This window comes from Anaerobacillus sp. ABA4_114 (assembly GCF_056159065.1).
Map to the genome: position 1 here is coordinate 2,101,611 of NZ_JBSWUM010000001.1, position 23,179 is coordinate 2,124,789.

Below are 23,179 nucleotides of genomic sequence, written 5' to 3' on the forward strand. Positions count from 1 at the left end.
TTCACTCACACCCTTTCTATTTCTTTTACTAAGAGATCGGCACCTTGCATCACGATCGGTATTCCACCGCCTGGGTGTACAGATGCTCCTACAGCATATAGGTTTTTGTAATTTAATGGTTTAACCTGAGGACGAAATGCACCAGACTGTGTTAACGTTGGTGCTATTCCAAAACTGCCCCCTTCAAATAATCCTTCCACTTCTGCATCAAGTGGGGTCCGAATTTCCATCCATTCGATTGCTTCCTTCAAATGTGGGAAGCCTCTTTCTTCTAGTACTCCGATGATTTCATTTGCTAATGAATCTTTTTCTTCCCAGTTAGTAGCAGTACCTGAAGGCACCGGGATTAGTGCATAGAGGACACCTTTACCTGGAGGGGCAAGAGAATGGTCTATTTTTGAAGGGTGGAACGTGTAGATCGCTGGATCCTTTGAAATCGATCGGTTTTTGAAGACGTCTTTCATATGAGCTTTAAACTCATCCGTCATGAAAAATTGATGGACATCGACTTCTTCATAAATTCGGTCGAGTCCAAGATAAAGGAGCAAGCAACCTGATGATGGTGTATACTTTTTCTTCGGTGGCTTCTCGGCTTTAATCAAATTATGAATCATTGGAAAATCACCGTTAAAAACTACCTTATCATAATAAAATTCACCATCTAAGGCTCGGAATCCTTTACAATCGTTCTGATTTATTATCAACTCTTCAACTGCAGAGCCAAAGTTAACGGTAATCCCTTCTTTTTGAATATGTTTTTCTAATAGGGATATGAGGCTGGCATACCCGCCTTTGATATACCAGATACCATGCTCGTACTCACTAAAAGGTACTAGTGAATAGAGCGCTGGAGATCCAGAAGGATCGCCACCAATGTATAGCGTTTGTAGTGAGAAGGCATCCTGTAAACGCTCGTCTTTGAAATATTGGGAAGCCTGTGAGCGAACGTTTTGATGAGCTTTTAGTTCTAAGAGGAGCTTCATATTTTTAAAAGTAAAAAATTCTCTCTTATGAATAAAAGACTTTTCTAGAAAAGCTTTTTTTCCTTTATTAAATCTTACTCTCATATCATCTAGGTAGCGTAAAAACCCTTCTTCCTCTCCAGGAAACATCGATCTAATTTCATCTACCTGATTTTGAATATCACTCGTTTTGGTGAATGAAGAACCATCAGGGTAAATCATTCGATAAAGTGGATCACAGCGGATCATTTCTACTTCTTCTCTATCAATTCCCGCTTTTTTTAGAAACTCATAAATCATCTCTGGCAATAGTACGATCGTTGGTCCTTTGTCGATCTTGAAGCCTTCCCTTTCAACAAATGCGAGTCTACCACCGAGAACGTTAGCTTTTTCGTGTATCGTAACGTTGTGCCCTTTTCTAGCAAGCATAAGAGCAGACAACATGCCACCGATTCCGCCACCAATAATTCCTATGTTCATGTGCCGCTCCTTTCTTGCTGGATGTTTTCTTGATGTAGAAGATTCGTAGTGATCCTTGCCGATTCCATAATCGTAGGAAGACCACTTCCTGGGTGTGTTCCACCACCTACAAGCCAACAGTGTTCGAATTCTTTAAACTGGTTTGGAGGTCTGAAGAACATCATCTGAGGGAGGTTATGAGCAAGATTAAACGTCGCACCTTTGTAAACGTTCATGTCGTACTCCCAATCAGTAGGTGTGTACATTTCTTCTACCTCAATATGATCTTCAAGATCGTTAAAGCCTGTTTTTTCTTTTATTTGGTTTAATACTAACCTTCTGAAATCATCTTTATGTTTCTCCCAATCTATTAAACTAAAGTTGTTCGGGACTGGAGCTAGAATATAGATAGAAGATTTCCCTTCAGGTGCCAACGTTTTATCCGTTACGCTAGCATTCTGAATATAAATAGAAGGATCTTCTGAAAGCATTTTTTGTTTAGTGATTTCCTCGACATTTTTCTTATAATCACCAGAAAATACAACTGTATGGTGTGATAAATCATAAGATTTGTTAACACCTAGGTAAAGCATGAATGCTGAACAAGAATATTTCTTCCGTTCCATCTTTTTAGGGGAGTATCTTTTTCCTTTTCCTTCTGGAAATAAGTGATTTACGGCGTGTGCAAAATCAGCATTAACGATAACCTCGTCAGCATATTCCTTTCTTCCATCTGCAAGTTCAACACCTTGTACACTTGATCCATCGATAAGAATGCTTTTAACTGCTTTTCCGGTATGGATGGAACCGCCTTCTTCTTCGATGACCCTTGCCATCGCTTTGCATATTTGGTTCACGCCTCCGATCGGGTGGAAAATACCATATTCATGTTCCATATACGATAAAATGGTAAACGCTCCAGGGCACTCCCATGGTGACATACCAAGATATTTCGCTTGGAACGTAAACGAGAGGCGAAGACGCTCATCATCAAAATATGTGGACAGGCGTTCATAAACGCTATCCGTTACGGTAAGCTTAGGTAACGCTTTTAAAAACCGCCACCTTCCATAATCAAATAACGAATCGTGCTTGTTTTGTAAAATTGGCATAAGAGCCTCGAACTTCTCTTTTTCTTCTTTCATAAACGTTCTATACCCTTCACCGTTACCAGGGAATAAGTTTTCAATTTGTTCGACCATTTCTTCTCTCTTACGTGTTGGGAAAAATGACATATGACCAAATTTCAACTCATACATAGGATCAACTTCAACTAAATCTATATAGTCATGAACATTACGACCTGATTGCTCAAAAACTTCTTCTAGTATATGCGGCATATTAAGAAAGGTTGGACCCCTATCGAATACGTAACCCTGACGCTCGAACGAGGATGTACGTCCTCCTACAAATGATTGTTTCTCATATATCGTCACTGCATATCCTTTACTGGCTAATAACATAGCTGCAGTCAGTCCGCCTGGCCCAGCACCTATTACAATGACTCTTTTGTTTTTACTCATGAAAACTTCCCCTTCCAGCTCATCCGCAAAAAGTCGTACAATTGTTATACAAACATTATACAGTTACGTGAAGATTTGTTCAATTATTTCGATGCTTCCGATTCGCTTTCATCAAAAAATACATGCTCAAGTGTGAAACACCCATCTTCTGATAACTCTAGTTTTCCAAAAGAATACTTTGGTTGTCTTCGCTTATAGGTTGGGGAGCCAGGATTAAAAACGATTTTCCCATCATATTCTTTATGAACAGGGATATGCGAATGACCAAAGATGACGATATCTACCCCATCACCTTCAAATAATTCCACGGCACGTTTTTCAGTTGTTTTACGACGTCCGTGTCCATGAGTAATCCCGATTCGCAATGATCCTATCTCAACGATGTTTTTTAAATCGAACTTTTCTTTAATCTGGTTATCATCGACGTTCCCATATACTCCTGAAGTTGGCGCATAGTGTATTAATTCTTCGTATACATCGATTGTTTGCCAGTCACCCGCGTGGATGATGAAGTCAGCATCTTCAAGCTCATTCACAAGTTTAAAAGGCAAGCTTTTCTTTTTCTTTGGTAGATGAGTGTCTGCGATAATTACGATATTCAATACATTCGCTCCTTTGTCGACTATTCCTACAAGAGGTGAATTATCTTGAAGCACACTGTTCGTCCTGGTGAAACTCTAACAAGCATCTCGGGAGATTACCGCGTCCCCCTTTGGGAAATATTACAAGTAAATACTTTGCCTAATCCTAACCTTATCTATCCAGGTCAAATCATCTTGATTCCTGGGTATCCTGATCCTTCTACTATTCCCTATACGATTTATGTATCACTCTCTACCCGTAAACTATCACTTTACAAAAATGGTGCCATTGTAAAGGTATACCCTGTTGGTGTCGGTCGTATGCTTCATGAAACCCCAAAAGGTTTGTACATCATCATCAATAAAGCGCCTAATCCAGGTGGGCCATATGGTACGATGTGGATGAGCATTTCAAAAAAACACTATGGTATACATGGTACCAACGACCCTTCATCAATAGGTAACTATGTATCTAGAGGATGTATCCGAATGTATAATGAAGACGTTGAAGAGCTTTCTAGAACGGTTCCTATTGGAACGCGAGTAGAAATAGGTACTTAAACGAAGAGACACCGTCGATTTGACGGTGTCTCTTCGTTTATTATACTTTTTCACTATAGTAATCGTATAGCAATCTGCCTGCATTTGCGATCGCGTCTCTTCCATATCGATTTTCTATCAGTCCAGCTGTTAAAAACGCGTAGAAAACAGGGCCATGCTGAGTGAATAATATTCCTACATCATGCTCGATTCCTTCTAATTCGCCTGTTTTATGAGCGAGTTCCCCTTCTGAAAGATGAGAAATCTTTGAAGGAAACTTATCTTGAAATTGTTGTTTTGTTAATACTGATAATGCCCATTCTTTAGACTCATTTGATAGCATGTTACCAGAATGAATTGCGTGTAACAATGTCACTGTGTCGCTAGCACACATCAAATTGTCTTTTCCTAATTTCAGAGATTCATGATCCATCATCTTTCTCATCAATGTAGAATGGTAACACCCTAATTTTCTCATCGTACTGTTGATAGAGGAAATCCCTAGTAGATCGATCAACTGATTTGTTGCTGTATTATCAGAGGAGATGATCATCAATATGATAAGATCCGAAACCTTCCATCCATCCTGTATAGAAAGGTGAGATAGCACCCCTGATCCCTGAACACAATTATGGTTCTCTACCATGATCGTATCGTCTAAATGAATCCGTCCATTTTCTGCTTGATATAATGCTTCAATCATAATAGGGATTTTTATTATGCTAGCAGATGATACAGGCTGTTCGGATTGTAATGTGATATCACCATCTGGACCTTTGATAAGAATTGAATGATTACCTTCAAGACCAATGAAACAGTCTTTTACTTTGTTTGAGATCATACTGAAATCTAACATCAATTTCCCCAATATCTCCTAACACCACAGAGCTCCTCTTCGTAGATCGTTCCCTTTAATGGTGTTATTTCGATTATGCGGCCTGTACTTGGAGAGTGAATCATCTTTCCATCACCATAATACATCCCGACATGGTGAACGCTCCCTTTTCCTTTCTCATAAGCGAAGAATAATAAGTCTCCCACATCCCAATTTCCATCCTGTACGTGCTCACCTGACTTCATCTGATCATGAGCGTCTCTTGGGATGGTGCAACCGATCGAACGTGCCATGTTATAACTAAAACCTGAACAATCATAGCCATAAGAGGACATCCCTCCCCAGAGATAAAGAAGTCCAATAAATTTTTCTGCGTTTTTTACTAGCTCATCTCCATTTCCAACATCACCATTTACTTCAACTAATTCTGAGTGCTCCTTTTTGATCAAACTATCACCATGTGGTGTCCAAACTCTATATTCATCAATAGTGTGATCAATTAGAGGAAGTCTCGTTTGATAGCTTAGATGCATCGTATCATCACCTTGATTGGTTACCGCAGCACCATGTTTTATTATTGATACATAGACTCCATCGCCATCATAAATTTCTTCTGATAGTTGCTCTGTAGGAATCCAGCCTGGGTAGCCTCTTGGATCCTTCGATGATGGCTGAGAAGGAACGATAACATGAGACCAGTCATTTTTTTCTTCTAAAATCAATACCTCATCCCCATAAAGGACCTGAGATTGAACTCGGTTTTCATCGCATAGTGCAAGGCTCGATGAATAGGAAAGTTGATCTAACCATCCTTCTAGATCTACTGGGTTATGTATCGCTTTTTCATCCACGGTTCTAGCGCTTTCCGGATTAGACCACAAAGTGGCTACTGTAACACTTACTGTTTTTCTAGTTAATTCCAATTTGTAAACCCCCTTGTTTAACTGAATGTATACCTAATCCTGTGTATGAGTTAAATGTTATCATACTTTTGTTGTACGCTACCCCTCCATCAACATTCTCTTCTTTAAACATTAGGGGGGCATCAAAATCGAAACGCGTAATATTTTTCTGACTTGCAGCAAAGTGAGCCGCTGCAGTAATTCCTAGTTTTGATTCGATCATACTTCCAACCATACACTCTATCCCAGCGCTCTCCGCTATGGCATTTATCTTTAAAGCTTGATGGATTCCACCTGCTTTCATTAGCTTAATATTAATCAAGTCAGCTGCACGGATCGAAACTACCTGTAACGCATCTCGCGCTGAAAAAACGCTCTCATCAGCCATGATTGGAGTATTCACAGAATCCGTCACTCTTTTAAGCCCTTCGATGTCATGGGCAGGAACAGGTTGTTCAACAAGATCGAGATTAATTCCTTCTTGCTCTAATTTCGTTATCGCGTAAATCGCTTCTTTAGCTGTCCAGCCTTGATTGGCGTCTAATCTGATACTTGCCTTATTACCTGTGCGATTTTGTACCTCTTTAATCCTTTCTAAGTCACGTTCGATCGTATCCTTGCCTACTTTTACTTTTAATATGTTAAAACCCTCACTTACATATTTAGAGGCATCATCTCCCATCTCTTCAGGAGAATTCACGCTTACTGTGTAGTCTGTTTCAAGCAAATCTCGAAACCCGCCTAGATATTGATAGAGAGGTAGATTGGACTGTTTCGCAAGAAGGTCATAAATAGCCATATCAACAGCAGCCTTTGCACTTGTATTTCTTACTAAAGAAGTGTGCAAGACTTTAAAGATGGTCTCGTAAGAAGATAACTCTAATCCAATCAATTTAGGTGAAATATGATTGTTTATCGATGAAATCACACTTTCCTTACTTTCACCTGTGATCGCAACGGTAGGTGGTGCTTCTCCCCAGCCAATTACATCTTCTGCCGTAACTTTCACAATGACAGATTCTGCTGTAGTAACCGTTCGAAGTGCTGTTTTAAAAGGTTTTTTTAATTGTGCACGTACAGCAAATGTTTCGATATTAGTTATTTTCATCACGATTCTCTCCTTGCATATGATTGTCTGCAACTTCATAAGAAAGAGCCAGGGCGCAAACGCACCCGGCTCTTTAAACTATTTGATATCTGCCGTTTTAAGCTCCATATAACCAACAGGGTGTCTAACGATTCCTGTTACATCTTCACTTTGTAAATAAACATGATTGTAGAAGTGAATTGGGAAAATTGGCATTTCATCGAATAAAATCGATTCTGCTTCGTGCATCAATTCAAATCGCTTTTCTTCATCTGTTTCATTCTTTGCTTGTTCGATCAAGCTATCAAACTCGTCATTGCTCCACCCAGTTCGATTCATAGAATGCCCAGTTTGGAAGCTTTCTAAGAAGTTAATTGGATCAGCGTAGTCAGCAAGGAACGAACTACGGGAGAATTGCAGTTTTAATGCTTTCTGCTCTGTTGAGAAGACGTTCCATTCCTGGTTCGCAAGCTCCACATCGACTCCTAGCGATTCTTTATACATTTGTTGAAGTGTTTCAGCAATCTTCTTATGAGAATCACTCGTATTATAAGTAAGTGTTACAGCAGGAAGTGTGTCATACCCTTCTTCTTCCATTCCTTTTTCAAGCAGTTCTTTCGCTTTTGCTGCATCGGTAGAAACTAGATCTCCTCCGACTTCTCTAAAATCTCCTCCTGATGGGTCTTCAAATCCGTATGCAACAAATCCTTTAGCTGGTTTTTCTTGTCCTTTTGTTACGAATTCTACAATTTGCTGCTGATCGACAGCCATTGCGAATGCTTTACGAATGTTTGCATTTTGGAACGGTTCCATTTCAGTATTAAAGCGATAAAAGTACGTTCCAGACTGGTCTTCTACTTGTGCTTTTCCTTCGTCGAATAACTGTTCACTCAAGTCTGCAGGTACGTCAGATGTATGAAGATCTCCTGTCTTATACATTTGATACTCAGTATTTGTATCATCGACCATCGCCCAATGAACTTCGTCAAGGTTTACACTTTCTGCGTCCCAATATTCTTCGTTCTTCTCGAAAACAAACTCCGTTTCATGAGTCCATTTTGAAAGTTTGAATGGACCATTACTTACATAGCTATCTGCTTCTGTATGCCATTCAGGGTTTTGTTCTACTGTTTCTTTATGAACAGGGAAGAAAGCAGGGTTTGAAATTAAAGTTGGAAAGAACCCAACAGGGCTAGTAAGTTGTACTTCAAGTGTTTTTTCATCAACGGCTGTTACCATCATATCTTCAGCGGAACCTTCGCCAGTATTGTAAGCTTCTGCTCCTTCAATAAAGTAAGCGAGAAAAGCAGCTGGTGATGCTGTATCTGGGTTAGCAAGTCGTTTCCACGCAAACTCGAAATCTTGTGCAGTTACAGGCTCCCCATTCGACCAACTTGCGTCTTCTCTAATGTTGAACGTATAGGTTTTTCCATCTTCTGAAACGTCCCACTCTTTTGCAGTAGCCGGTTGTGGCTCATCATTATCATCGAGCCTCGTCATACCCTCCATCAAGTTATTCAGTGCATTCCATGATACACTATCAAACCCGATCGGTGGATCAAATGACGTAGGCTCTGCTCCATTGTTTAATTTAAGAATTTTTGAGCTTTGTTCTTGGCTATCTCCTTCACTTCCACTATTCGAATTACTAGAGCTGTCTTGCGTTGTTGTACAGCCTACAATTCCAATAAGAAGAAGAAGCGAAAGAAACATGGTGACTATTTTTTTCATTTCGTTTCCCCCTAAACTAGTTTATAGAAAAGTCGCTCATAATGAGCACTCTACTATCCTATTATTTTCTAAGCTTTGGATCTAATGCATCCTGTAATCCATCTCCTAAAACGTTAAAAGCAAACATCGTTAATGAAATGAAAAACGCAGGAAAGAATAATCTCCACCAATGTCCTGACAGTATGGCAGATAGTCCGTCATTCGCCATGACTCCCCAGCTAGCAATTGGAGCTTGAACGCCAAGCCCAAGAAAACTCAGGAAGGCTTCGGCAAATATTGCTGTAGGAACAGTTAAGGTCATTTGTACAATGATCGGTCCCATTGTATTTGGAAGCAGGTTCTTCCTGATAACACGACCTGCACTAGCTCCAAACGTTCGAGATGCTAGAACATGTTCAGAGTTTTTTAACTGCAATACTTGTCCTCGAACGATCCTCGCCATTCCGACCCATCCTGTAACGGTCAAAGCCACGATAATAGTAAATAATCCTGGTCCCATCACGACCATCAGTAGAATAACCATCAAGAGATATGGAAGACCATAAAGGATTTCGATGATTCTCATCATAAAATTATCTACGCGTCCACCTTTGTATCCTGAAAAGCCACCGTAAGCTACACCAATAATGAAATCGATAAATGCAGCCATAAACCCTACAAACAACGATATTCTTGCTCCATTCCATGTTCGTGTAAACATGTCCCTGCCAAGGTTGTCGGTGCCAAACCAATGTTCGGAAGATGGTGCCTGGTTCCCATTCGTAAGAACTTGATGGTCATACGAATAAGGTGAGATGATCGGTCCAAATACGGCCATCAAGATTAATAGGATCAATACGATTAATCCTGCCATCGATAACTTGTTTTGTCTTAAGCGAATCCATGCATCCTTCCAATAAGAGACAGACGGCTTTGCAATATGATCGACATCGTATGAAGAGTTTTCAAGAGGCACGAACAAGTCGTCAGGTGTATAGGGCGTACCTTTGTTTGTTTTTTCTGGTAACGACATCTCTAATTCCCCCTCTTGTGAAGCTTAATTCTAGGATCGAGAATGCCGTAAGCGATATCTACGATAAATAACATCATGATTAAAAACGCACTATAAAACACCGTTGTTCCCATGATAACTGGGTAATCTCGATCATTAATCCCATTGATAAAGTATTTACCCATACCTGGAATTGCAAAAATTTTCTCGATAACAAAGCTTCCTGTCAGTACACCTGCGACTAGCGTACCTAAAATCGTGATGACAGGTAGTAGTGCATTCCTCATCGCATGCTTGATTACGATCTGATACGTTGACATTCCTTTTGCTTTTGCTGTCAGTATATAATCTTGATTCAAAACCTCTATCATGCTCGACCGGGTTAAACGAGCAATGATCGCCATAGGACCTGTAGCAAGCGCAACTGCAGGAAGCACCATATGCATTGGTGAAGACCAAGTGGCCACAGGGAAGATCTCCCAGTTTACAGCTAACTGTTGAATGAGTAATGTAGCCATTATAAAGTTTGGAACGGATATCCCTATAACTGCAAACGTCATTGCTATGTAATCGATCGTGCCATTATGCTTTAAAGCAGCAAATATCCCGAGGATCACTCCCGAAATAACTGCAATCGCTAATGACAGCATTCCTAACTCCGCTGAAACAGGGAATCCCCTACCAATCATCTCATTTACAGAAGTTGATGATTGTTTGATAGAAGGTCCAAAGTCTAACGTTGCAAGTGATTTTAAATAGATAAAGTATTGAACGAATACTGGTTCATTCAAATGGTAGTGTGCTTCAAGATTTCGTTGAACAGCTTCGCTAGTATTACGTTCCTGGTTAAATGGTGATCCAGGAATGGCATGCATTAAAAAGAATGTAATCGTCACGATAATCCACAGTGTAATTAGCATGGCGAATAATCGATTTGCAACGTATTTCGCCAATAAAATCCCTACTTTCTAACTAAATGTCGTTCTTGATGCTAGTTCTGTCATGACAAGCATAGCTTGGTAGGCTTCTAACATATCTTTTGCCTGAAACTTTACTGTTGTACCAGTTTCAATCTCAGCTCCTGGCATGATACTCGCCCATTCGGCCTGTCCATAATTCGTAAATTCGATACGGAAGATCGGTTTCTTTGGAGGAACTAAAGGATCTACTCGATGACGACTTTCGATGGCAGCAGTCGTTTGCTCCCTTAGTAGTTTGCCAGTTTTGTTGGGTGATGGAACTAATCCAGATGAACGCGAAATCGATTCTTTTACTGTAACAGTGATAACGTTTGGAATAAGCGCTTCTGCTTCTGCAGTCGCTCTGTCATCTCCAGCTACTAATAAAACAGGAACGCCGTAGTACCCAGCTACGAACGCATTCAACCCTAGTTCTCCAACGGTTATGTCATCAATATAGAAATTTTTTACTGCATGTATCATTGAATGAGACATGATTCCTTTTAATGATGCCCGAGCATGGTAGCCTATGAATCCTGCCCCGTCATATGTATGGTCTAATCCTTCAACCATCGAAAACGGTTTTACATCTCCAGAAATAAGTTTTGCATCTTCATGTAGCTTTTCTACTAAAAGGTTGTTCATCTTGGAATGACTGTCGTTTACAATCACGTCTTCCACTCTACTTGCTAGAGCAGCCTCAATTACGTGGTTTGTTTCTTGCGTCATCAACTCTTGGCCGCGACGATAATTATGTTTAGATGAATCCACAAACGTATCATCTACGATCCCAGAAATCCCTTCCATATCGACTGATAAATATAGCTTCACTCTTTCCCTCCTTCCACTCAATTCTCAACTTTCTGAATAATTATATCACGAATTCTCAAAATTTACTAAAAAGAAAAAACCACCTGTTTCCAGGTGGTTCTCTTTACTCGATCTTTTCAGATAGTTCCGACCAGCGTTCAATTTTTTCTTCTAGCTCCATCGTTAAGGCTTGCTCTTCTTTGTATAATGTATCTACTTTCTCAAAGTCGCTGCCGGATTTTGTGATTTCTTCCTTTACGTTCTCAATCTTCAATTCGATTTCTTCAATCGTTTGTTGAATGGTCTCCCATTCTTTCTTTTCGTTATAGGACATCTTATTTTTCTTCGGTTTGTCCTCTTTCTCTACTACTTTGGTGGTTGCAACCTTCTTTTCTTCAGCTTCAAGCTCTTTTTCTCTTTTCTTCACATCTAAATAGTCAGTGTATGAACCATAATAGTGATCGATCACACCGTTTCCTTCAAATACAAAAAGCTGTTCTGCAACTTTATCTAAAAAGTATCGATCGTGCGAAACCGTAATAACCGCGCCAGGAAAATCGGACAAATAATCCTCTAATACTGAAAGTGTTTGTACATCGAGGTCATTTGTTGGCTCATCTAAGAAAAGAACGTTAGGCTCTTCCATCAAGATTCGAAGCAAGTAGAGTCTTCTTTTCTCTCCACCAGAAAGCCTGGATACGTACGTCCACTGCAGCTCTGGTGAGAAAAGGAAGCGTTCTAGCATTTGTGAGGCAGTGATACTCCCACCTTTTTGAAGGCGTATTTGTTCGCCCCCTTCTCGAATGTATTCAATCACTCTTAAAGATTCATCTAGTCCTTCGTTTTGCTGAGTGTAAAAACCGATCTTAACAGTTGTTCCAATATCAATTGTGCCGCTATCTGGTTTTATCCGTCCCGCTAGCATGTTTAACAACGTTGTTTTACCAGACCCGTTAGCGCCAATGATTCCGATGCGATCTTGAGGAAGAACAAGGTAGCTAAAATCGTTTGTAATATAATGATCGTTGAACATTTTAGTAACATCTTCTGCTTCGATAACTTTCTTCCCTAGTCGGCTAGAACCAATCGCCATTTCAACGTTACCGTCAGTCTTATGTTCTGGTGCTTCCTGCATGGTCTCAATTCGCTGCTTTCTCGCTTTTTGTTTCGTGGTTCTAGCTTTTGCCCCGCGTTTTAACCATTCTAATTCGCTTTGTAGCAATTTGTTTTGTTTATGAGCTTCTTTTTGTTCTCTTGCTTCTCGTAAAGCTTTTTGTTCTAAGAATGTTTCGTAATTCCCTCCATATTCAAACAAACGTCCCTTATCAAGCTCAAAAATACGGTTCGTAACACGATTTAGAAAATATCGATCATGTGTTACCAACAACAGTGTTCCTGAATATGTAGAAAGGTATTGTTCTAACCACTCGACCGTATCGTGGTCGATATGGTTTGTTGGTTCATCTAAAATCAATAAATCTGCTGGTTGAATAAAAGCTTTTGCTAAAGCCACTCGTTTTTGTTGCCCACCAGATAGTGTATTCACATTAGATTCAAATTTCGTTAATCCAAGCTTTGTAAGGATCGTCTTCGCTTTCGTACTAAAATCCCATGCATCCAATCGATCCATTTCCTCTTGAGCCGTAAGAAGACGCTCTTGGTAACCTGTATTTTCTGGATTATCAGTTACGTTTTGAAGTGCTACTTCATAGTTCCTAACTGCATTAAACAATGGTATATCACTGTCAAAAACCGTTTCAAGAATCGTTTTTCCTTCATGAAAAACTGGATCTTGTGGAAGATATTCCACTTGAAATGAATTTGCATGAAATAAACTCCCACTGTCTGCTGATTCGAGCCCAGCTAAGATTTTAAGAAGCGATGATTTTCCCGTTCCATTTACGCCTATTAAACCAATCCTCTGTCGTTCTTCTAATGAAAAAGATATTTCATCGAAAAGAGTTTTTTCTCCATAAGATTTGGTAATATTCTCAGCCTGAAGCAAGCTCATGACACTCATCCTTTTCTCTCTATAGTCTGCTTTCTATTTTACCCTTTTTGTCTTTAGAAAGGAACTAATTCACAACAATCACTGGATGAAGTGTGAGTTGCTCATCACTCTCTCGTACTGTGAATTGAAAGTCACGGTCTGTCATATTGCATAGCGAAAGGCTCTCGAGATTCTCTCGACAGCCTTCTTTTAGTATTGCTTACGCGTTCTTTTTTTGCTTCTTGTTTTTTTTATGTTTTTTGTTGTTGTTTTGGTCAGCAGAAAGTTCACTTGCAAACTCAGTTTCATGCTTATGAGCTTGTTTTGGATTTTTCATTCGTCTTCACCTCCACTAGTAATAAGGTGTTCTGAATGTTATATTCTTATACTTAGTACGGTATGTGAAATTTAAAATAAGAAACCCTCAAACACGGTCGTCTTCCTTCGATCGTTCTAGCAACGATACCTGAGGGTTAAGCGTCACGTTTTCCTGTCCTTCTTTCCAATAAAGCTCCACCTCTTCACCGTTTAAAACAGCTGGGAATGCAATCAAACCATTTTTGATATCGATGATCTTCACTCCCAAACTGAGTAAGTTTCTAATAAACGTCTGAGCCTCTAATTCCATAAATTCCATTCTAGACTCTTTTTTGAATAGAATATCTTCATCTACTTTTGTTTTGTGACGATATAACAAGGTTTTCTTATGCTGCTCTAGCTGTTCATACTGTTCACCAAAAGATTGAGTCACGCTCTTAAGACCTGCCAGCTCTCGCTTTACTTTAGGAATCGTCTCATTCGCTTCGTGCTCTGTAAAATATCTCTTGTTCATGTGAGTTCTCCTCCATCCGATTATTCAATAGTATGTATTTACCCTTACTTGACATCTTTAAGCATAATTCGACGTATTTTTGCTTTTTGTTGTAAACCCTATAAATAGCTCTACAAATCCGCTATGATGGATAGTGAGGGGAACATTATAAAATAAGGAGGAATTTCTCTTGGCAAAAGTTACTGTACCAGATTATGGAACATTTGATGTAGAGGAAGGAACGAAGCTAACACTTGCGCTTGAAGACAACGATGTACATATTCTTCATCGATGTGGTGGTAAAGCTAAATGCACAACGTGTCGCGTTGAAGTGCTAGATGGCGATTTTGGAGAACTTACTGATATCGAAAAAGAAGCTTTTAAGAGAAAGGGTGTAGAAGAGAACCTACGCCTCTCATGTCAAGTCCGAGTAAACGGTGACTGTGAAGTTAAGCCAGCTATGACGATCGAAAGCTCGGGTCTTGATGACCCTGGTCCTCGCCCAGAGAAATAAAGAGTAAAACGCCGGTTCGTAGGAACCGGCGTTTCGCTTTTTATCTTCTTTCATAAATAACAAAATCATAATCGTAAGGATTCTTCTCATCCTTCTTATTTATATCTCTAGATTTCTCAACCCAATCCTCACTCTTTAAATCAGTGAAGTATGCATCGCCTTGAAATTCATTATGAATTTCTGTGATGTAAAGCCGATCGGCGTAAGGCAAGAGCTGACGGTAAATCTCAGCACCTCCGATTACAAACCATTCCTTTTCATTATCTTCTTCAGCCATTTTTAAAAATTCTTCGATAGAATGTAGAATTGTTACGTTTTTGATGGAAAGCTCACGCCTTGTAATCACGTAACTTTCTCTTCCTGGTAGAGGCTTCCCAATGGATTCAAACGTTTTCCTACCCATTACGATTGATTTTTGCAGCGTCATTTTTTTAAAGTATGCAAGATCAGCTGGTAGATGCCACGGCAAATCATTGTTCTTACCGATCAAATGATTTTCATCCATTGCAAGTAAAAAAGAAATCATACAGATACCTCTCCCTTTATGTGTGGATGCGGATCATATTCTGTAAGTTCAAAGTCTTCAAATGAAAAGTCGAATAATGATTTAACTTCAGGGTTAATTTTCATTTTAGGTAATGGTCTTGGATCTCTTGTTAACTGTAATTCAACCTGCTCTAGGTGATTATTGTAAATGTGTGCATCTCCAAGAGTATGGATGAATTCTCCAGGCTCTAAATCACATACCTGCGCCATCATCATCGTGAGTAAGGCGTAGGATGCGATGTTGAATGGTACGCCAAGAAAGACATCTGCTGAGCGCTGATAGAGCTGACATGAAAGTTTTCCATCAGCTACATAAAATTGAAAGAGACAATGACATGGAGGAAGCGCCATCTCATCCACTTGTGAAGGATTCCATGCCGTAACGATCATTCGTCTAGAATTAGGATTCGTTTTAATTTGATCGATTACGTTTTGAAGTTGATCTACCGTTTCACCATCAGCTCCAGTCCAAGACCTCCACTGGTGACCGTATACAGGTCCTAGTTCTCCATTTTCATCCGCCCATTCGTTCCAAATGCGGACGCCATTATCTCGAAGATATTTTACATTGGTATCTCCATTAATGAACCACAGTAATTCATGGATAATCGATCGTAAATGAAGCTTTTTCGTAGTTAACGCAGGAAAGCCTTCTTGCAAATCGAATCTCATCTGGTGACCAAAAACGCTAATAGTACCAGTACCCGTTCGATCAGACTTCTTTGTGCCGTTATGTAGTATTTCTTCGCATAATTGTAAGTATGTTTTCATCTATGCTTCCCTCCCAAACATTTGCTAATAGTTATTGTACCACTGGAACGTTCTCATTCACACATCATATGTTATATGAGAAATTAAGGAAAGGATGAATATGTGATGGGAAAAGGAGACAAACTTCCAAAGATTCTTCAGGATCCTAATCTTCAAAATTGGTTGAATACATTCGATGATTTTTTTAAGGATCCATTTTCTAATTTACTTCCACACCAGGCATTTCGTGTCGACCTATATGAAACGAATTCTGCTTTTATCGTTGAAGCTGAACTTCCTGGCGTATCAAAAGAACAAATTAAAGTAGAGCCATTAGGAGATAGCATCCGTATTTCCATTGAATCAGACAGCTTTCAAGAAGAACGGAATGATAAACAAAAGTACTATAAACAGGAAAGAGCGTATTCGAGTACTAGCAGATTGATCAAACTGCCCTATTCCTTTTCAATGAAGAATGTGAAGGGGAAATATGAGAACGGTATCCTCGAAGTCATGATACCTAAGAAAGATCGAATAAAAGATACCATAAACTATTTAGATGTCGAATAAAAAAAGACGGAGGGGGATCCCTCCGTTTCTTTATTACATGCTCCAATCGATGAAAGCATTTCCTTCAAGGAATCTTTCACAATCCATCGCTGCCATACACCCAGTGCCTGCTGCTGTAATTGCCTGCCTGTAAGTAAAATCTTGCACGTCTCCACACGCGAATACACCTGGAAGGTTCGTACGAGTAGTTCCTGGTTCAACATTGATGTAGCCTTTGTCATCCATGTCTATTTTTCCTTCAAGAAAATCAGTGTTTGGTTTATGACCGATCGCTACAAAGATTCCATCTGTCTCAATCGTTTCTTCATTTCCTGAATCACTTTCTTTTACTCTAATTCCGCTTACTTTCTTTCCATCTGAAACAACTTCAACAGGTGAGTAGTTAAGCTTCCATGAGATCTTTTCATTATTACGCGCTCTTTCTTGCATGATTTTTGATGCTCTGAGTTCGTTCCTTCGATGAAGAATCGTAACTTCCGAAGCGAACTTAGTAAGGAAAGTGGCTTCCTCCATCGCAGAGTCTCCTCCGCCCACAACGACGATCTTCTTATTTCTAAAGAAGAACCCATCACACGTCGCGCAAGTGCTTACACCTCTACCCATATTCTCGGATTCTCCTGGTATTCCTAATAACTTTGCCGAAGCACCAGTCGAAATCAATACCGCATCTGCTTCTACATCACCAAGCGTATCGGTTTTTAAAGTATAAGGTCTTTTTGAAAAATCGATATCCTTAACCCAGCCTCTTTCAATTCGAGCACCGAAGCGTAATGCTTGTTTCTTCATGTTTTCCATTAACTCTGGGCCAAGTATTCCATCAGCAAACCCAGGAAAGTTTTCTACATCTGTCGTCAAGGTTAATTGACCACCCGGCTCTGGACCCTCGATAACGAGAGGCTCCATATTTGCTCTTGCTAAATAAATTGCAGCGGTTAAACCTGCTGGTCCTGTTCCTACGATAACTGGTTTATTCATAATGACCCTCCTCTATAAGCTTCATTATTTTATTTTTCCTTATTTTAAAGAAATAAACCCTCTATACGCATTTAGTATATCGTATTTACTGAATATTGCTTATTATTCTGCTCAATTGAAAAGGTTGTTCATTACCATTCCTTCTTGATAAAATGAACAAGTGTAGAACTTGCAATCAGCATTGAGGTGATAATAGCATGAATCCTATCGTAGAGTTTTGTATGAGCAACCTATCAAGCGGTTCACATAAAGCGATGGAAATACTTGAAAAAGACCATGATCTAGATGTATTAGAATATTCTTGTCTAGGGCATTGTACGTTATGTAGTCAGGAGATGTATTGTCTCGTTAACGGAGAGCGCGTTACTGCTACATCTTCAGATGAACTCGTACGTAACGTATATCAATTTATTGAAGAAAATCCTATGTTTTAATTTGAGTTTGGTCTGGGCATAGTATTGAGTGACACCTAAAAGGAGGATTGCTCAATGAAAAGTCGCAATGGCTACGATCCCAAAACAGGGGCTCAGGGTACTAAAAGCGGTGAGGATGCTCTCCAAATGAATAAAAAAAGAGGCCCGCAACAAGCGCGCCCTAAAAAGAAGTAATACGACGCTGCTCAATTGAGCAGCGTTTACTTATGCGATTCTAAAACGATACAAAAACCAGAAATCCTTTATTGGTGACTCACCACTAGCAATGATATGATGCTCCCCTTCGTCATCAACTGTTATCCAGTTCTCGTGATCATCCTGATAGGCTGGATAAAAATTTCCTTTTTTAAATAATTTCCTTTCATTTTCAGTACCTGTTAAAGGATCTTCTTCAAATACATCTCTTATACATTGAACGAGTTCCATCTCTATTCATTCCCCTTCCAATCAAACAGAAACACCCCGCATGCCTCATTATGAGAGCCATTTTGGCGGAGTGTTTTTATCCCAATAAATTTTCCCAACTTCATGATGCTCACTAAAGTTATCTTTTTCGTCATGATAATGAAAGTTAAACCAGTACCCATCCTGAGGTGGATGGTCTCTTCTCACATGAAACCTCATCAAGTCATTCCCTGTTTTCTCGTTGTACACGTGCATGATACGTTCACCATAACCACCAGATGGTTTATCAGTCAAACGAAGTGAACGAACGAAATCAACATCTAGTTCTTCGACTTTAGATGTAATGACCTCGCTTACTTTCGGAACGATTAAATTTATATATTCGGACCCAACACGGTTAGCAATCGTGTCGCCAAACTTTCTTATTCCTAATTCTTCAGTTTGTAGTGAAGCATATGTAATGAATTCTTCTACTACCTCAGATGATGAAGAGCGTTCTGCAATCTCAGGCCATCGTAGGGGTTCTCTCTCGACTTCTTCATATGATAGTTGAGGAGGCTCGTCCGTTTCAACAACGTGTGAAACGTCTTTTTGGTAGTTAGCTTCAGTCTTTTGTGCAGGTTTAAGATCTTGTAAATATTCTGTTGGTATAACTGTACCAAGCGTGATTACAGCAATGAATGCTACAAAAAGCTTTCTTGACCATAACGGAAAGCGCAATCGTCTACACCTGACTTTCTCAAATAAAAGATTTCTTACATTGTCCCATGAAGACGACGAAAATACCAGATAATTTTTTAACTATTCTGTTACATATTTTGAGCGCTTCGTTAAAAGCGCTCATCCACTTAACAAGTAAACATTTCGATTCGATTAAGATCAATGCCTGTATATACCCATCTTCTTCCAGTCCATCGAAATCCAGATACAGATCTTCTGCCAACAAAAACTGGCCAGAACCAGAAGCGATTTCCACCTTTCATCCATATATACGTGTAGCGGTATAAACACCCTCTGATCGCAAACGGGTCTACTGCCTGCGTTCCTGCTTGTGCTGACATAGGCATTTGTGGTGTCGTTGATGGTGGACTAGAAGGTGGCTGCATCACTGGTTGTTGTTGACGAGGAGCCTCATAGGTATGAATGTGGTATGCGATGTGCTCATGTTCTTCACTGTACATCATTTCCATCCCTTCTCACTTGATATAGACACTGTATGCCCTTCTTAGGTGAGAGGTTCATTTGGACAACAAAAAAAGCACCTCTTTGAGTGTGCTGTCGCTTCATAATCAAATAAAATTATTATAAGAAATGGTGACCCGTACGGGATTCCGACGCGTTAGCTAGTCCTGCTGATTTCTCTTCTTCGAGAGAACTTCTGCAGGGGAACCCTTGGGTGAGAAGCCCGTAAGCTTCTTTGAAATGGTGACCCGTACGGGATTCGAACCCGTGTTACCGCCGTGAAAGGGCGGTGTCTTAACCGCTTGACCAACGGGCCACTAAATTGGAGCGGGTGATGGGAATCGAACCCACGACATCAGCTTGGAAGGCTGAGGTTTTACCACTAAACTACACCCGCAAATGGCGGAGGAAGAGGGATTCGAACCCCCGCGGGCCGTTAAGCCCCTGTCGGTTTTCAAGACCGATCCCTTCAGCCAGACTTGGGTATTCCTCCAATATGGTGGAGCCTAGCGGGATCGAACCGCTGACCTCCTGCGTGCAAGGCAGGCGCTCTCCCAGCTGAGCTAAGGCCCCAAGTATGTATGGCGCGCCCGAGAGGAGTCGAACCCCTAACCTTCTGATCCGTAGTCAGACGCTCTATCCAATTGAGCTACGGGCGCATACCTATGTGATTCTAATGGTGCGGGTGAAGGGACTCGAACCCCCACGTCGTAAGACACTAGATCCTAAGTCTAGCGCGTCTGCCAATTCCGCCACACCCGCGTGTGTGGTGCCGGCCAGAGGACTTGAACCCCCAACCTACTGATTACAAGTCAGTTGCTCTACCAATTGAGCTAGACCGGCGAAGTATTTTTATAGAGAAAGAATGGTGGAGGATGACGGGCTCGAACCGCCGACCCTCTGCTTGTAAGGCAGATGCTCTCCCAGCTGAGCTAATCCTCCAAATAAACAGCGACCTCTATATTGTATAACTACTTGTCCATTCACGTCAACACTTTTTTTCAAAGACATTGTGTCGAAAAACGTTGTTTATGAGGACAAGATTTATATTATCAATAATCTTACTAGATTGCAATAGTTTTTCACATAAAAAAAGCAAGGGATTTAATCCCCTGCTTATACTGATGATTGAACAAGAGTTTTATTTTTCTTTGGAGGCGCACTGCGTTCAGGATATTTCTTGGCTACCACTTCAACATCTACCTTACGATACTCTCGAATATTAGAGGCTTCCCTTAGTAGCTGATCTTCAACATAGTGACGCTTTCGTTTCAATAAAACCCCTCCTCATACTTAGTAACCCCTAGTTACCCTCTTTAGACCAATCATAAACCTGGTCTTTATTACCATATTTAAGCTGGTAATGATAGGTAGGATATAATGTATTCCTCTAGAGCACGTATTATGAACGGTCGATTGAAAAATGAAACTTGTTTATTTTTTCACCGGTAGCTTTTTCAAGAAACGTCACTTCTCCTTCGTTAGAGACCATAACGATCGTTTGTGCTCTGGTGCCATACTTTTCAGATTTAATATAGATGGGCGACAAAAGTCTTTCCCATTCTAGCGGGATACCTGTGTTTGGAAGATCTTTATCTGGCGCTGGTTCAGCATGATCAAGTAATTTGAACAGCTGATCAGAGTCAATCTCTTTAGTTTGGTCAAGATAATCTGATAGTTCTCTCTTGATTCGATCCACTTTGGGCCAGCTTGTATTCAACAGGTGATTACTTACAGCATGAATGCCCGACTCAACTTTCCTAACCTCGTTCTCGCGGTTTGAATAGTAAAAGAACTCATTTACATTACCCACAAACAAGTTGAAACCATTGTAGTGATCCTTTTGTTCCTGCAAACTCTTTAAATAATCGTATGGATGAATAGACTGCGTGAGGTAATTGACAGGCAGCTCCCCTCTTGACCGCTCCTTACGATCTTCATTAGGCTCTCGAAAATTTGTTAATGCAGCAATGTTACCCTCAGTCGTAATTCCAAGCCATGTACCTTTTGCTCTTAGGTCTCTTCCAGCTAAAAGGTTAGTATAATCAGTCCAATAATGAGCCCTTTCAGTGGGTCGTTCGTAGAATTCATCTCGATTAGCAATTAAAATGAATGGGTATTTTCGGTTAACATCGATTGCAACTGCGATTAAACACATACGATTTGCCGCCTTCCGATAAGCAGAGGAGCACAGTGTTAACCACTGTGCTCCTTCAACCCTTTATTGTATCAACTTAACCAGCACAAGATGATGAACAGTAACGTTGTTGTGAGTCCATGCACTCATCACAAACGATGTGTAGTTTATCACACTCTACATTTGCGCAGTTAATGTAAGTGTCTGCATGTGTGCCGCAATGATAGCATGTTCCAACTACCTTTGCTTCATCCGTTTGATTGACATCAACAGCTAAGCGATCGTCAAACACAAAACACTTACCATCAAAATATTTCCCTTGTACTTCTGGGTCTTTGCCATATGTTACGATCCCACCATGAAGCTGAGATACATCATTAAAACCTTTCTTCTTCAAATAACCAGAAAACTTTTCGCAACGAATTCCACCTGTACAATACGTGAGTACTTTTTTGTCCTTTTGATCTGATAAGTTCTCTTCAATCCATTCCGGTAATTCACGAAACGCTTTTATATTCGGTCGAATTGCATTTCTGAAGTGACCGATATCATATTCATAGTCATTTCTCGCATCAATAACGATAACATCATCTCGTTCAAGTGCATTCATAAACTCTTTTGGCTCAAGATAATTTCCCGTAAGCTCATTTGGATCGATATCCTCATCAAGACGGAGTGATACGATCTCATTTCTAGCTCGTACGTGCATTTTTTTAAATGTGTGAGCTTCCGCTTCATCGATCTTAAATTCAATGTCAGAAAAACGAGGATCGTTCCTTAACTCTTGCATGTATTGCTCAGTGTATTCCTTTGGTCCTGAAACAGTACCATTTATGCCCTCTTTACCTACGAGTATTCTACCTTTTAAGTTTAGAGACTTACAGAATTTCAAATGCTTTCTAGCAAAGTACTCGGGATCTTCTATTTCTACATACTTATAATATAACAGCACTTGATATGCTGAAGCTTCTGATTGCAAGCCAAAAACCACCTTCTGCGTATTCTAAAATCAGTATTAAATCTTACCTGATTTCTGATGTGATGTAAAGATGATTCTCACGATGTAAAGTATTCATCCTTAAGCTTTTCCAACTCGATTAAAGAAGCCTCTGCCCATCTTCCACCTTCGTGTTTTAGTTCGTTGACTTGTGTGTCCACCGCTTCCTTTAACGACTCGAGGTAATCTGGAATTTCTTCATCATAGTGGTTGATGGCGGAAATAGGGACAAGCGCTTTTTCGTATTGTGATAGCGCCTTACGCTGGTGAAATAATGGCACGTCGAGCTGCTTCGGGTTGTGCAGGTCCCCTTGTGTTGGGTGCTTAATGACTGCAAGAACCTTTACGACTGCTTTGGGAGATTTCACATCGACGATTTCTCCAATGTATCTCCCTGTTTTATAACCTGCTGTAACGATTTCACCTTGTTCAAATGACTTTTTATCTGCCATGATGTCTTCACTCCTTCACCAATGCTTTTACAACCT

General features: G+C 40.2%; 25 protein-coding genes, 8 tRNA genes and 1 pseudogene. 4 read left to right on the forward strand and 30 right to left on the reverse strand.

Annotation, left to right across the window (positions count from 1 at the left end):
* Positions 1 to 5: 5 nt before the first annotated feature.
* From ACXAEY_RS10545 to ACXAEY_RS10555, 3 genes are all read right to left on the reverse strand, one after another.
* Entirely contained in the window at positions 6 to 1,442 is a 1,437-nt protein-coding gene (locus ACXAEY_RS10545) for a phytoene desaturase family protein (RefSeq protein ID WP_474811892.1), read from the reverse strand.
* Positions 1,439 to 2,944, reverse strand: coding sequence for a phytoene desaturase family protein (locus ACXAEY_RS10550; protein WP_474811894.1), 1,506 nt, complete (start codon positions 2,942 to 2,944; stop codon positions 1,439 to 1,441). The genes ACXAEY_RS10545 and ACXAEY_RS10550 overlap by 4 nt, the downstream gene beginning before the upstream one ends.
* An 83-nt stretch (positions 2,945 to 3,027) precedes the next feature.
* Positions 3,028 to 3,546, reverse strand: coding sequence for a metallophosphoesterase family protein (locus tag ACXAEY_RS10555; protein WP_474811896.1), 519 nt, complete (start codon positions 3,544 to 3,546; stop codon positions 3,028 to 3,030).
* 42 nt (positions 3,547 to 3,588) lie between these two features.
* On the opposite strand from ACXAEY_RS10555, the gene ACXAEY_RS10560 reads away from it, so the two are divergent.
* Positions 3,589 to 4,086: a L,D-transpeptidase family protein gene (locus tag ACXAEY_RS10560; RefSeq protein WP_474814797.1), complete on the forward strand. Its 498-nt coding sequence runs from the start codon at positions 3,589 to 3,591 to the stop codon at positions 4,084 to 4,086.
* Positions 4,087 to 4,126: 40 nt separating this feature from the next.
* Here ACXAEY_RS10560 and ACXAEY_RS10565 read toward each other — a convergent pair whose 3' ends face one another.
* The 9 genes from ACXAEY_RS10565 to ACXAEY_RS10605 all read right to left on the reverse strand — a co-directional run bounded on the left by ACXAEY_RS10565 (position 4,127) and on the right by ACXAEY_RS10605 (position 14,202).
* The gene (locus ACXAEY_RS10565; RefSeq protein ID WP_474811898.1) at positions 4,127 to 4,921 is read right to left on the reverse strand and encodes a serine hydrolase; all 795 of its coding nucleotides are present in this window, start codon (positions 4,919 to 4,921) and stop codon (positions 4,127 to 4,129) included.
* On the reverse strand, positions 4,921 to 5,823 hold the full coding sequence (locus ACXAEY_RS10570) for a C40 family peptidase (protein WP_474811900.1): 903 nt from the start codon (positions 5,821 to 5,823) through the stop codon (positions 4,921 to 4,923). Before ACXAEY_RS10570 ends, ACXAEY_RS10565 begins: the two co-directional genes overlap by 1 nt.
* A complete protein-coding gene (locus tag ACXAEY_RS10575) occupies positions 5,810 to 6,910 on the reverse strand; it encodes a dipeptide epimerase (protein ID WP_474811902.1) in 1,101 nt (366 codons plus the stop codon). Before ACXAEY_RS10575 ends, ACXAEY_RS10570 begins: the two co-directional genes overlap by 14 nt.
* 78 nt (positions 6,911 to 6,988) lie before the next feature.
* Positions 6,989 to 8,620, reverse strand: coding sequence for a peptide ABC transporter substrate-binding protein (locus ACXAEY_RS10580; RefSeq protein ID WP_270182085.1), 1,632 nt, complete (start codon positions 8,618 to 8,620; stop codon positions 6,989 to 6,991).
* A gap of 61 nt (positions 8,621 to 8,681) precedes the next feature.
* Positions 8,682 to 9,632 carry an ABC transporter permease gene (locus tag ACXAEY_RS10585; protein ID WP_474811904.1) on the reverse strand — a complete coding sequence of 317 codons (951 nt, stop codon included), beginning with the start codon at positions 9,630 to 9,632 and terminating at the stop codon, positions 8,682 to 8,684.
* Between the two features lie 2 nt (positions 9,633 to 9,634).
* Positions 9,635 to 10,564 carry an ABC transporter permease gene (locus ACXAEY_RS10590; RefSeq protein ID WP_270182083.1) on the reverse strand — a complete coding sequence of 310 codons (930 nt, stop codon included), beginning with the start codon at positions 10,562 to 10,564 and terminating at the stop codon, positions 9,635 to 9,637.
* A 15-nt stretch (positions 10,565 to 10,579) separates the two neighbouring features.
* A complete protein-coding gene (locus ACXAEY_RS10595) occupies positions 10,580 to 11,401 on the reverse strand; it encodes a M55 family metallopeptidase (RefSeq protein WP_474811907.1) in 822 nt (273 codons plus the stop codon).
* 103 nt (positions 11,402 to 11,504) lie between these two features.
* Positions 11,505 to 13,391 (reverse strand): ABC-F family ATP-binding cassette domain-containing protein, encoded by a 1,887-nt coding sequence (locus ACXAEY_RS10600; RefSeq protein ID WP_474811909.1) that lies wholly within the window; start codon positions 13,389 to 13,391, stop codon positions 11,505 to 11,507.
* A gap of 403 nt (positions 13,392 to 13,794) precedes the next feature.
* Positions 13,795 to 14,202 carry a DUF2203 family protein gene (locus ACXAEY_RS10605; RefSeq protein WP_474811911.1) on the reverse strand — a complete coding sequence of 136 codons (408 nt, stop codon included), beginning with the start codon at positions 14,200 to 14,202 and terminating at the stop codon, positions 13,795 to 13,797.
* A 169-nt stretch (positions 14,203 to 14,371) separates the two neighbouring features.
* Between ACXAEY_RS10605 and ACXAEY_RS10610 the strand changes: the two genes are divergently transcribed.
* Positions 14,372 to 14,695 (forward strand): 2Fe-2S iron-sulfur cluster-binding protein, encoded by a 324-nt coding sequence (locus ACXAEY_RS10610; RefSeq protein ID WP_270182079.1) that lies wholly within the window; start codon positions 14,372 to 14,374, stop codon positions 14,693 to 14,695.
* Between the two features lie 40 nt (positions 14,696 to 14,735).
* Here ACXAEY_RS10610 and ACXAEY_RS10615 read toward each other — a convergent pair.
* Together ACXAEY_RS10615 and ACXAEY_RS10620 are read right to left on the reverse strand one after the other, a co-directional pair.
* Positions 14,736 to 15,227, reverse strand: a pseudogene (locus ACXAEY_RS10615) (dihydrofolate reductase); the annotation flags it as partial.
* A complete protein-coding gene (locus tag ACXAEY_RS10620; protein ID WP_474811913.1) occupies positions 15,218 to 16,012 on the reverse strand; it encodes a thymidylate synthase in 795 nt (264 codons plus the stop codon). The gene ACXAEY_RS10620 and the pseudogene ACXAEY_RS10615, both read right to left, overlap by 10 nt.
* Positions 16,013 to 16,117: 105 nt before the next feature.
* Between ACXAEY_RS10620 and ACXAEY_RS10625 the strand changes: the two genes are divergently transcribed.
* Positions 16,118 to 16,561, forward strand: a complete 444-nt coding sequence (locus tag ACXAEY_RS10625) for an Hsp20/alpha crystallin family protein (protein WP_474811915.1) — start codon at positions 16,118 to 16,120, stop codon at positions 16,559 to 16,561.
* 33 nt (positions 16,562 to 16,594) lie between these two features.
* Here the strand turns inward: ACXAEY_RS10625 and trxB are convergent, their stop codons facing one another.
* Positions 16,595 to 17,536, reverse strand: a complete 942-nt coding sequence (gene trxB, locus ACXAEY_RS10630) for a thioredoxin-disulfide reductase (RefSeq protein ID WP_474811917.1) — start codon at positions 17,534 to 17,536, stop codon at positions 16,595 to 16,597.
* 197 nt (positions 17,537 to 17,733) lie between these two features.
* Between trxB and ACXAEY_RS10635 the strand changes: the two genes are divergently transcribed.
* Positions 17,734 to 17,970 carry a YuzB family protein gene (locus ACXAEY_RS10635; protein WP_263622934.1) on the forward strand — a complete coding sequence of 79 codons (237 nt, stop codon included), beginning with the start codon at positions 17,734 to 17,736 and terminating at the stop codon, positions 17,968 to 17,970.
* A gap of 204 nt (positions 17,971 to 18,174) precedes the next feature.
* Here ACXAEY_RS10635 and ACXAEY_RS10640 read toward each other — a convergent pair whose 3' ends face one another.
* From ACXAEY_RS10640 to kapB, 15 genes are all read right to left on the reverse strand, one after another.
* Complete coding sequence (locus ACXAEY_RS10640) at positions 18,175 to 18,396, reverse strand: hypothetical protein (protein ID WP_474811919.1); 222 nt, start codon at positions 18,394 to 18,396, stop codon at positions 18,175 to 18,177.
* Positions 18,397 to 18,444: 48 nt separating this feature from the next.
* Complete coding sequence (locus tag ACXAEY_RS10645) at positions 18,445 to 19,095, reverse strand: YpjP family protein (RefSeq protein ID WP_474811921.1); 651 nt, start codon at positions 19,093 to 19,095, stop codon at positions 18,445 to 18,447.
* Between the two features lie 128 nt (positions 19,096 to 19,223).
* A complete protein-coding gene (locus ACXAEY_RS10650; protein ID WP_270182072.1) occupies positions 19,224 to 19,559 on the reverse strand; it encodes a transporter in 336 nt (111 codons plus the stop codon).
* A gap of 239 nt (positions 19,560 to 19,798) precedes the next feature.
* A tRNA-Glu gene (locus tag ACXAEY_RS10655) sits at positions 19,799 to 19,873 on the reverse strand.
* A gap of 7 nt (positions 19,874 to 19,880) precedes the next feature.
* Positions 19,881 to 19,954 (reverse strand) — tRNA-Gly (locus ACXAEY_RS10660).
* A 3-nt stretch (positions 19,955 to 19,957) separates the two neighbouring features.
* Positions 19,958 to 20,050 (reverse strand) — tRNA-Ser (locus ACXAEY_RS10665).
* A 4-nt stretch (positions 20,051 to 20,054) separates the two neighbouring features.
* Positions 20,055 to 20,130, reverse strand: a tRNA-Ala gene (locus ACXAEY_RS10670).
* 9 nt (positions 20,131 to 20,139) lie between these two features.
* A tRNA-Arg gene (locus tag ACXAEY_RS10675) sits at positions 20,140 to 20,216 on the reverse strand.
* A gap of 18 nt (positions 20,217 to 20,234) precedes the next feature.
* Positions 20,235 to 20,319: transfer RNA gene (locus ACXAEY_RS10680), tRNA-Leu, on the reverse strand.
* Positions 20,320 to 20,324: 5 nt separating this feature from the next.
* Positions 20,325 to 20,400, reverse strand: a tRNA-Thr gene (locus tag ACXAEY_RS10685).
* Between the two features lie 23 nt (positions 20,401 to 20,423).
* A tRNA-Val gene (locus ACXAEY_RS10690) sits at positions 20,424 to 20,499 on the reverse strand.
* A gap of 174 nt (positions 20,500 to 20,673) precedes the next feature.
* On the reverse strand, positions 20,674 to 20,832 hold the full coding sequence (locus ACXAEY_RS10695) for a hypothetical protein (RefSeq protein ID WP_270182004.1): 159 nt from the start codon (positions 20,830 to 20,832) through the stop codon (positions 20,674 to 20,676).
* Between the two features lie 127 nt (positions 20,833 to 20,959).
* Positions 20,960 to 21,715 carry an NRDE family protein gene (locus tag ACXAEY_RS10700; protein ID WP_474811924.1) on the reverse strand — a complete coding sequence of 252 codons (756 nt, stop codon included), beginning with the start codon at positions 21,713 to 21,715 and terminating at the stop codon, positions 20,960 to 20,962.
* 76 nt (positions 21,716 to 21,791) lie between these two features.
* The gene (gene trhO, locus ACXAEY_RS10705; protein WP_474811926.1) at positions 21,792 to 22,673 is read right to left on the reverse strand and encodes an oxygen-dependent tRNA uridine(34) hydroxylase TrhO; all 882 of its coding nucleotides are present in this window, start codon (positions 22,671 to 22,673) and stop codon (positions 21,792 to 21,794) included.
* Between the two features lie 77 nt (positions 22,674 to 22,750).
* The gene (gene kapB, locus ACXAEY_RS10710; protein WP_270182001.1) at positions 22,751 to 23,143 is read right to left on the reverse strand and encodes a kinase-associated lipoprotein KapB; all 393 of its coding nucleotides are present in this window, start codon (positions 23,141 to 23,143) and stop codon (positions 22,751 to 22,753) included.
* Positions 23,144 to 23,179: the final 36 nt, after the last annotated feature.

What these genes read in the sequence shown, in the direction of transcription:
- ACXAEY_RS10635 (WP_263622934.1), top strand. Translation starts at nt 17,734, where the DNA reads ATGAATCCTATCGTAGAGTTTTGTATGAGCAACCTATCAAGCGGTTCA.
- kapB (WP_270182001.1), bottom strand. Translation starts at nt 23,143, where the DNA reads ATGGCAGATAAAAAGTCATTTGAACAAGGTGAAATCGTTACAGCAGGT.
- ACXAEY_RS10700 (WP_474811924.1), bottom strand. Translation starts at nt 21,715, where the DNA reads ATGTGTTTAATCGCAGTTGCAATCGATGTTAACCGAAAATACCCATTC.
- ACXAEY_RS10575 (WP_474811902.1), bottom strand. Translation starts at nt 6,910, where the DNA reads ATGAAAATAACTAATATCGAAACATTTGCTGTACGTGCACAATTAAAA.
- ACXAEY_RS10605 (WP_474811911.1), bottom strand. Translation starts at nt 14,202, where the DNA reads ATGAACAAGAGATATTTTACAGAGCACGAAGCGAATGAGACGATTCCT.
- ACXAEY_RS10625 (WP_474811915.1), top strand. Translation starts at nt 16,118, where the DNA reads ATGGGAAAAGGAGACAAACTTCCAAAGATTCTTCAGGATCCTAATCTT.
- ACXAEY_RS10585 (WP_474811904.1), bottom strand. Translation starts at nt 9,632, where the DNA reads ATGTCGTTACCAGAAAAAACAAACAAAGGTACGCCCTATACACCTGAC.
- ACXAEY_RS10600 (WP_474811909.1), bottom strand. Translation starts at nt 13,391, where the DNA reads ATGAGCTTGCTTCAGGCTGAGAATATTACCAAATCTTATGGAGAAAAA.
- ACXAEY_RS10620 (WP_474811913.1), bottom strand. Translation starts at nt 16,012, where the DNA reads ATGAAAACATACTTACAATTATGCGAAGAAATACTACATAACGGCACA.
- trxB (WP_474811917.1), bottom strand. Translation starts at nt 17,536, where the DNA reads ATGAATAAACCAGTTATCGTAGGAACAGGACCAGCAGGTTTAACCGCT.
- ACXAEY_RS10580 (WP_270182085.1), bottom strand. Translation starts at nt 8,620, where the DNA reads ATGAAAAAAATAGTCACCATGTTTCTTTCGCTTCTTCTTCTTATTGGA.
- ACXAEY_RS10550 (WP_474811894.1), bottom strand. Translation starts at nt 2,944, where the DNA reads ATGAGTAAAAACAAAAGAGTCATTGTAATAGGTGCTGGGCCAGGCGGA.
- ACXAEY_RS10565 (WP_474811898.1), bottom strand. Translation starts at nt 4,921, where the DNA reads ATGTTAGATTTCAGTATGATCTCAAACAAAGTAAAAGACTGTTTCATT.
- ACXAEY_RS10545 (WP_474811892.1), bottom strand. Translation starts at nt 1,442, where the DNA reads ATGAACATAGGAATTATTGGTGGCGGAATCGGTGGCATGTTGTCTGCT.
- ACXAEY_RS10640 (WP_474811919.1), bottom strand. Translation starts at nt 18,396, where the DNA reads ATGGAACTCGTTCAATGTATAAGAGATGTATTTGAAGAAGATCCTTTA.
- ACXAEY_RS10650 (WP_270182072.1), bottom strand. Translation starts at nt 19,559, where the DNA reads ATGATGTACAGTGAAGAACATGAGCACATCGCATACCACATTCATACC.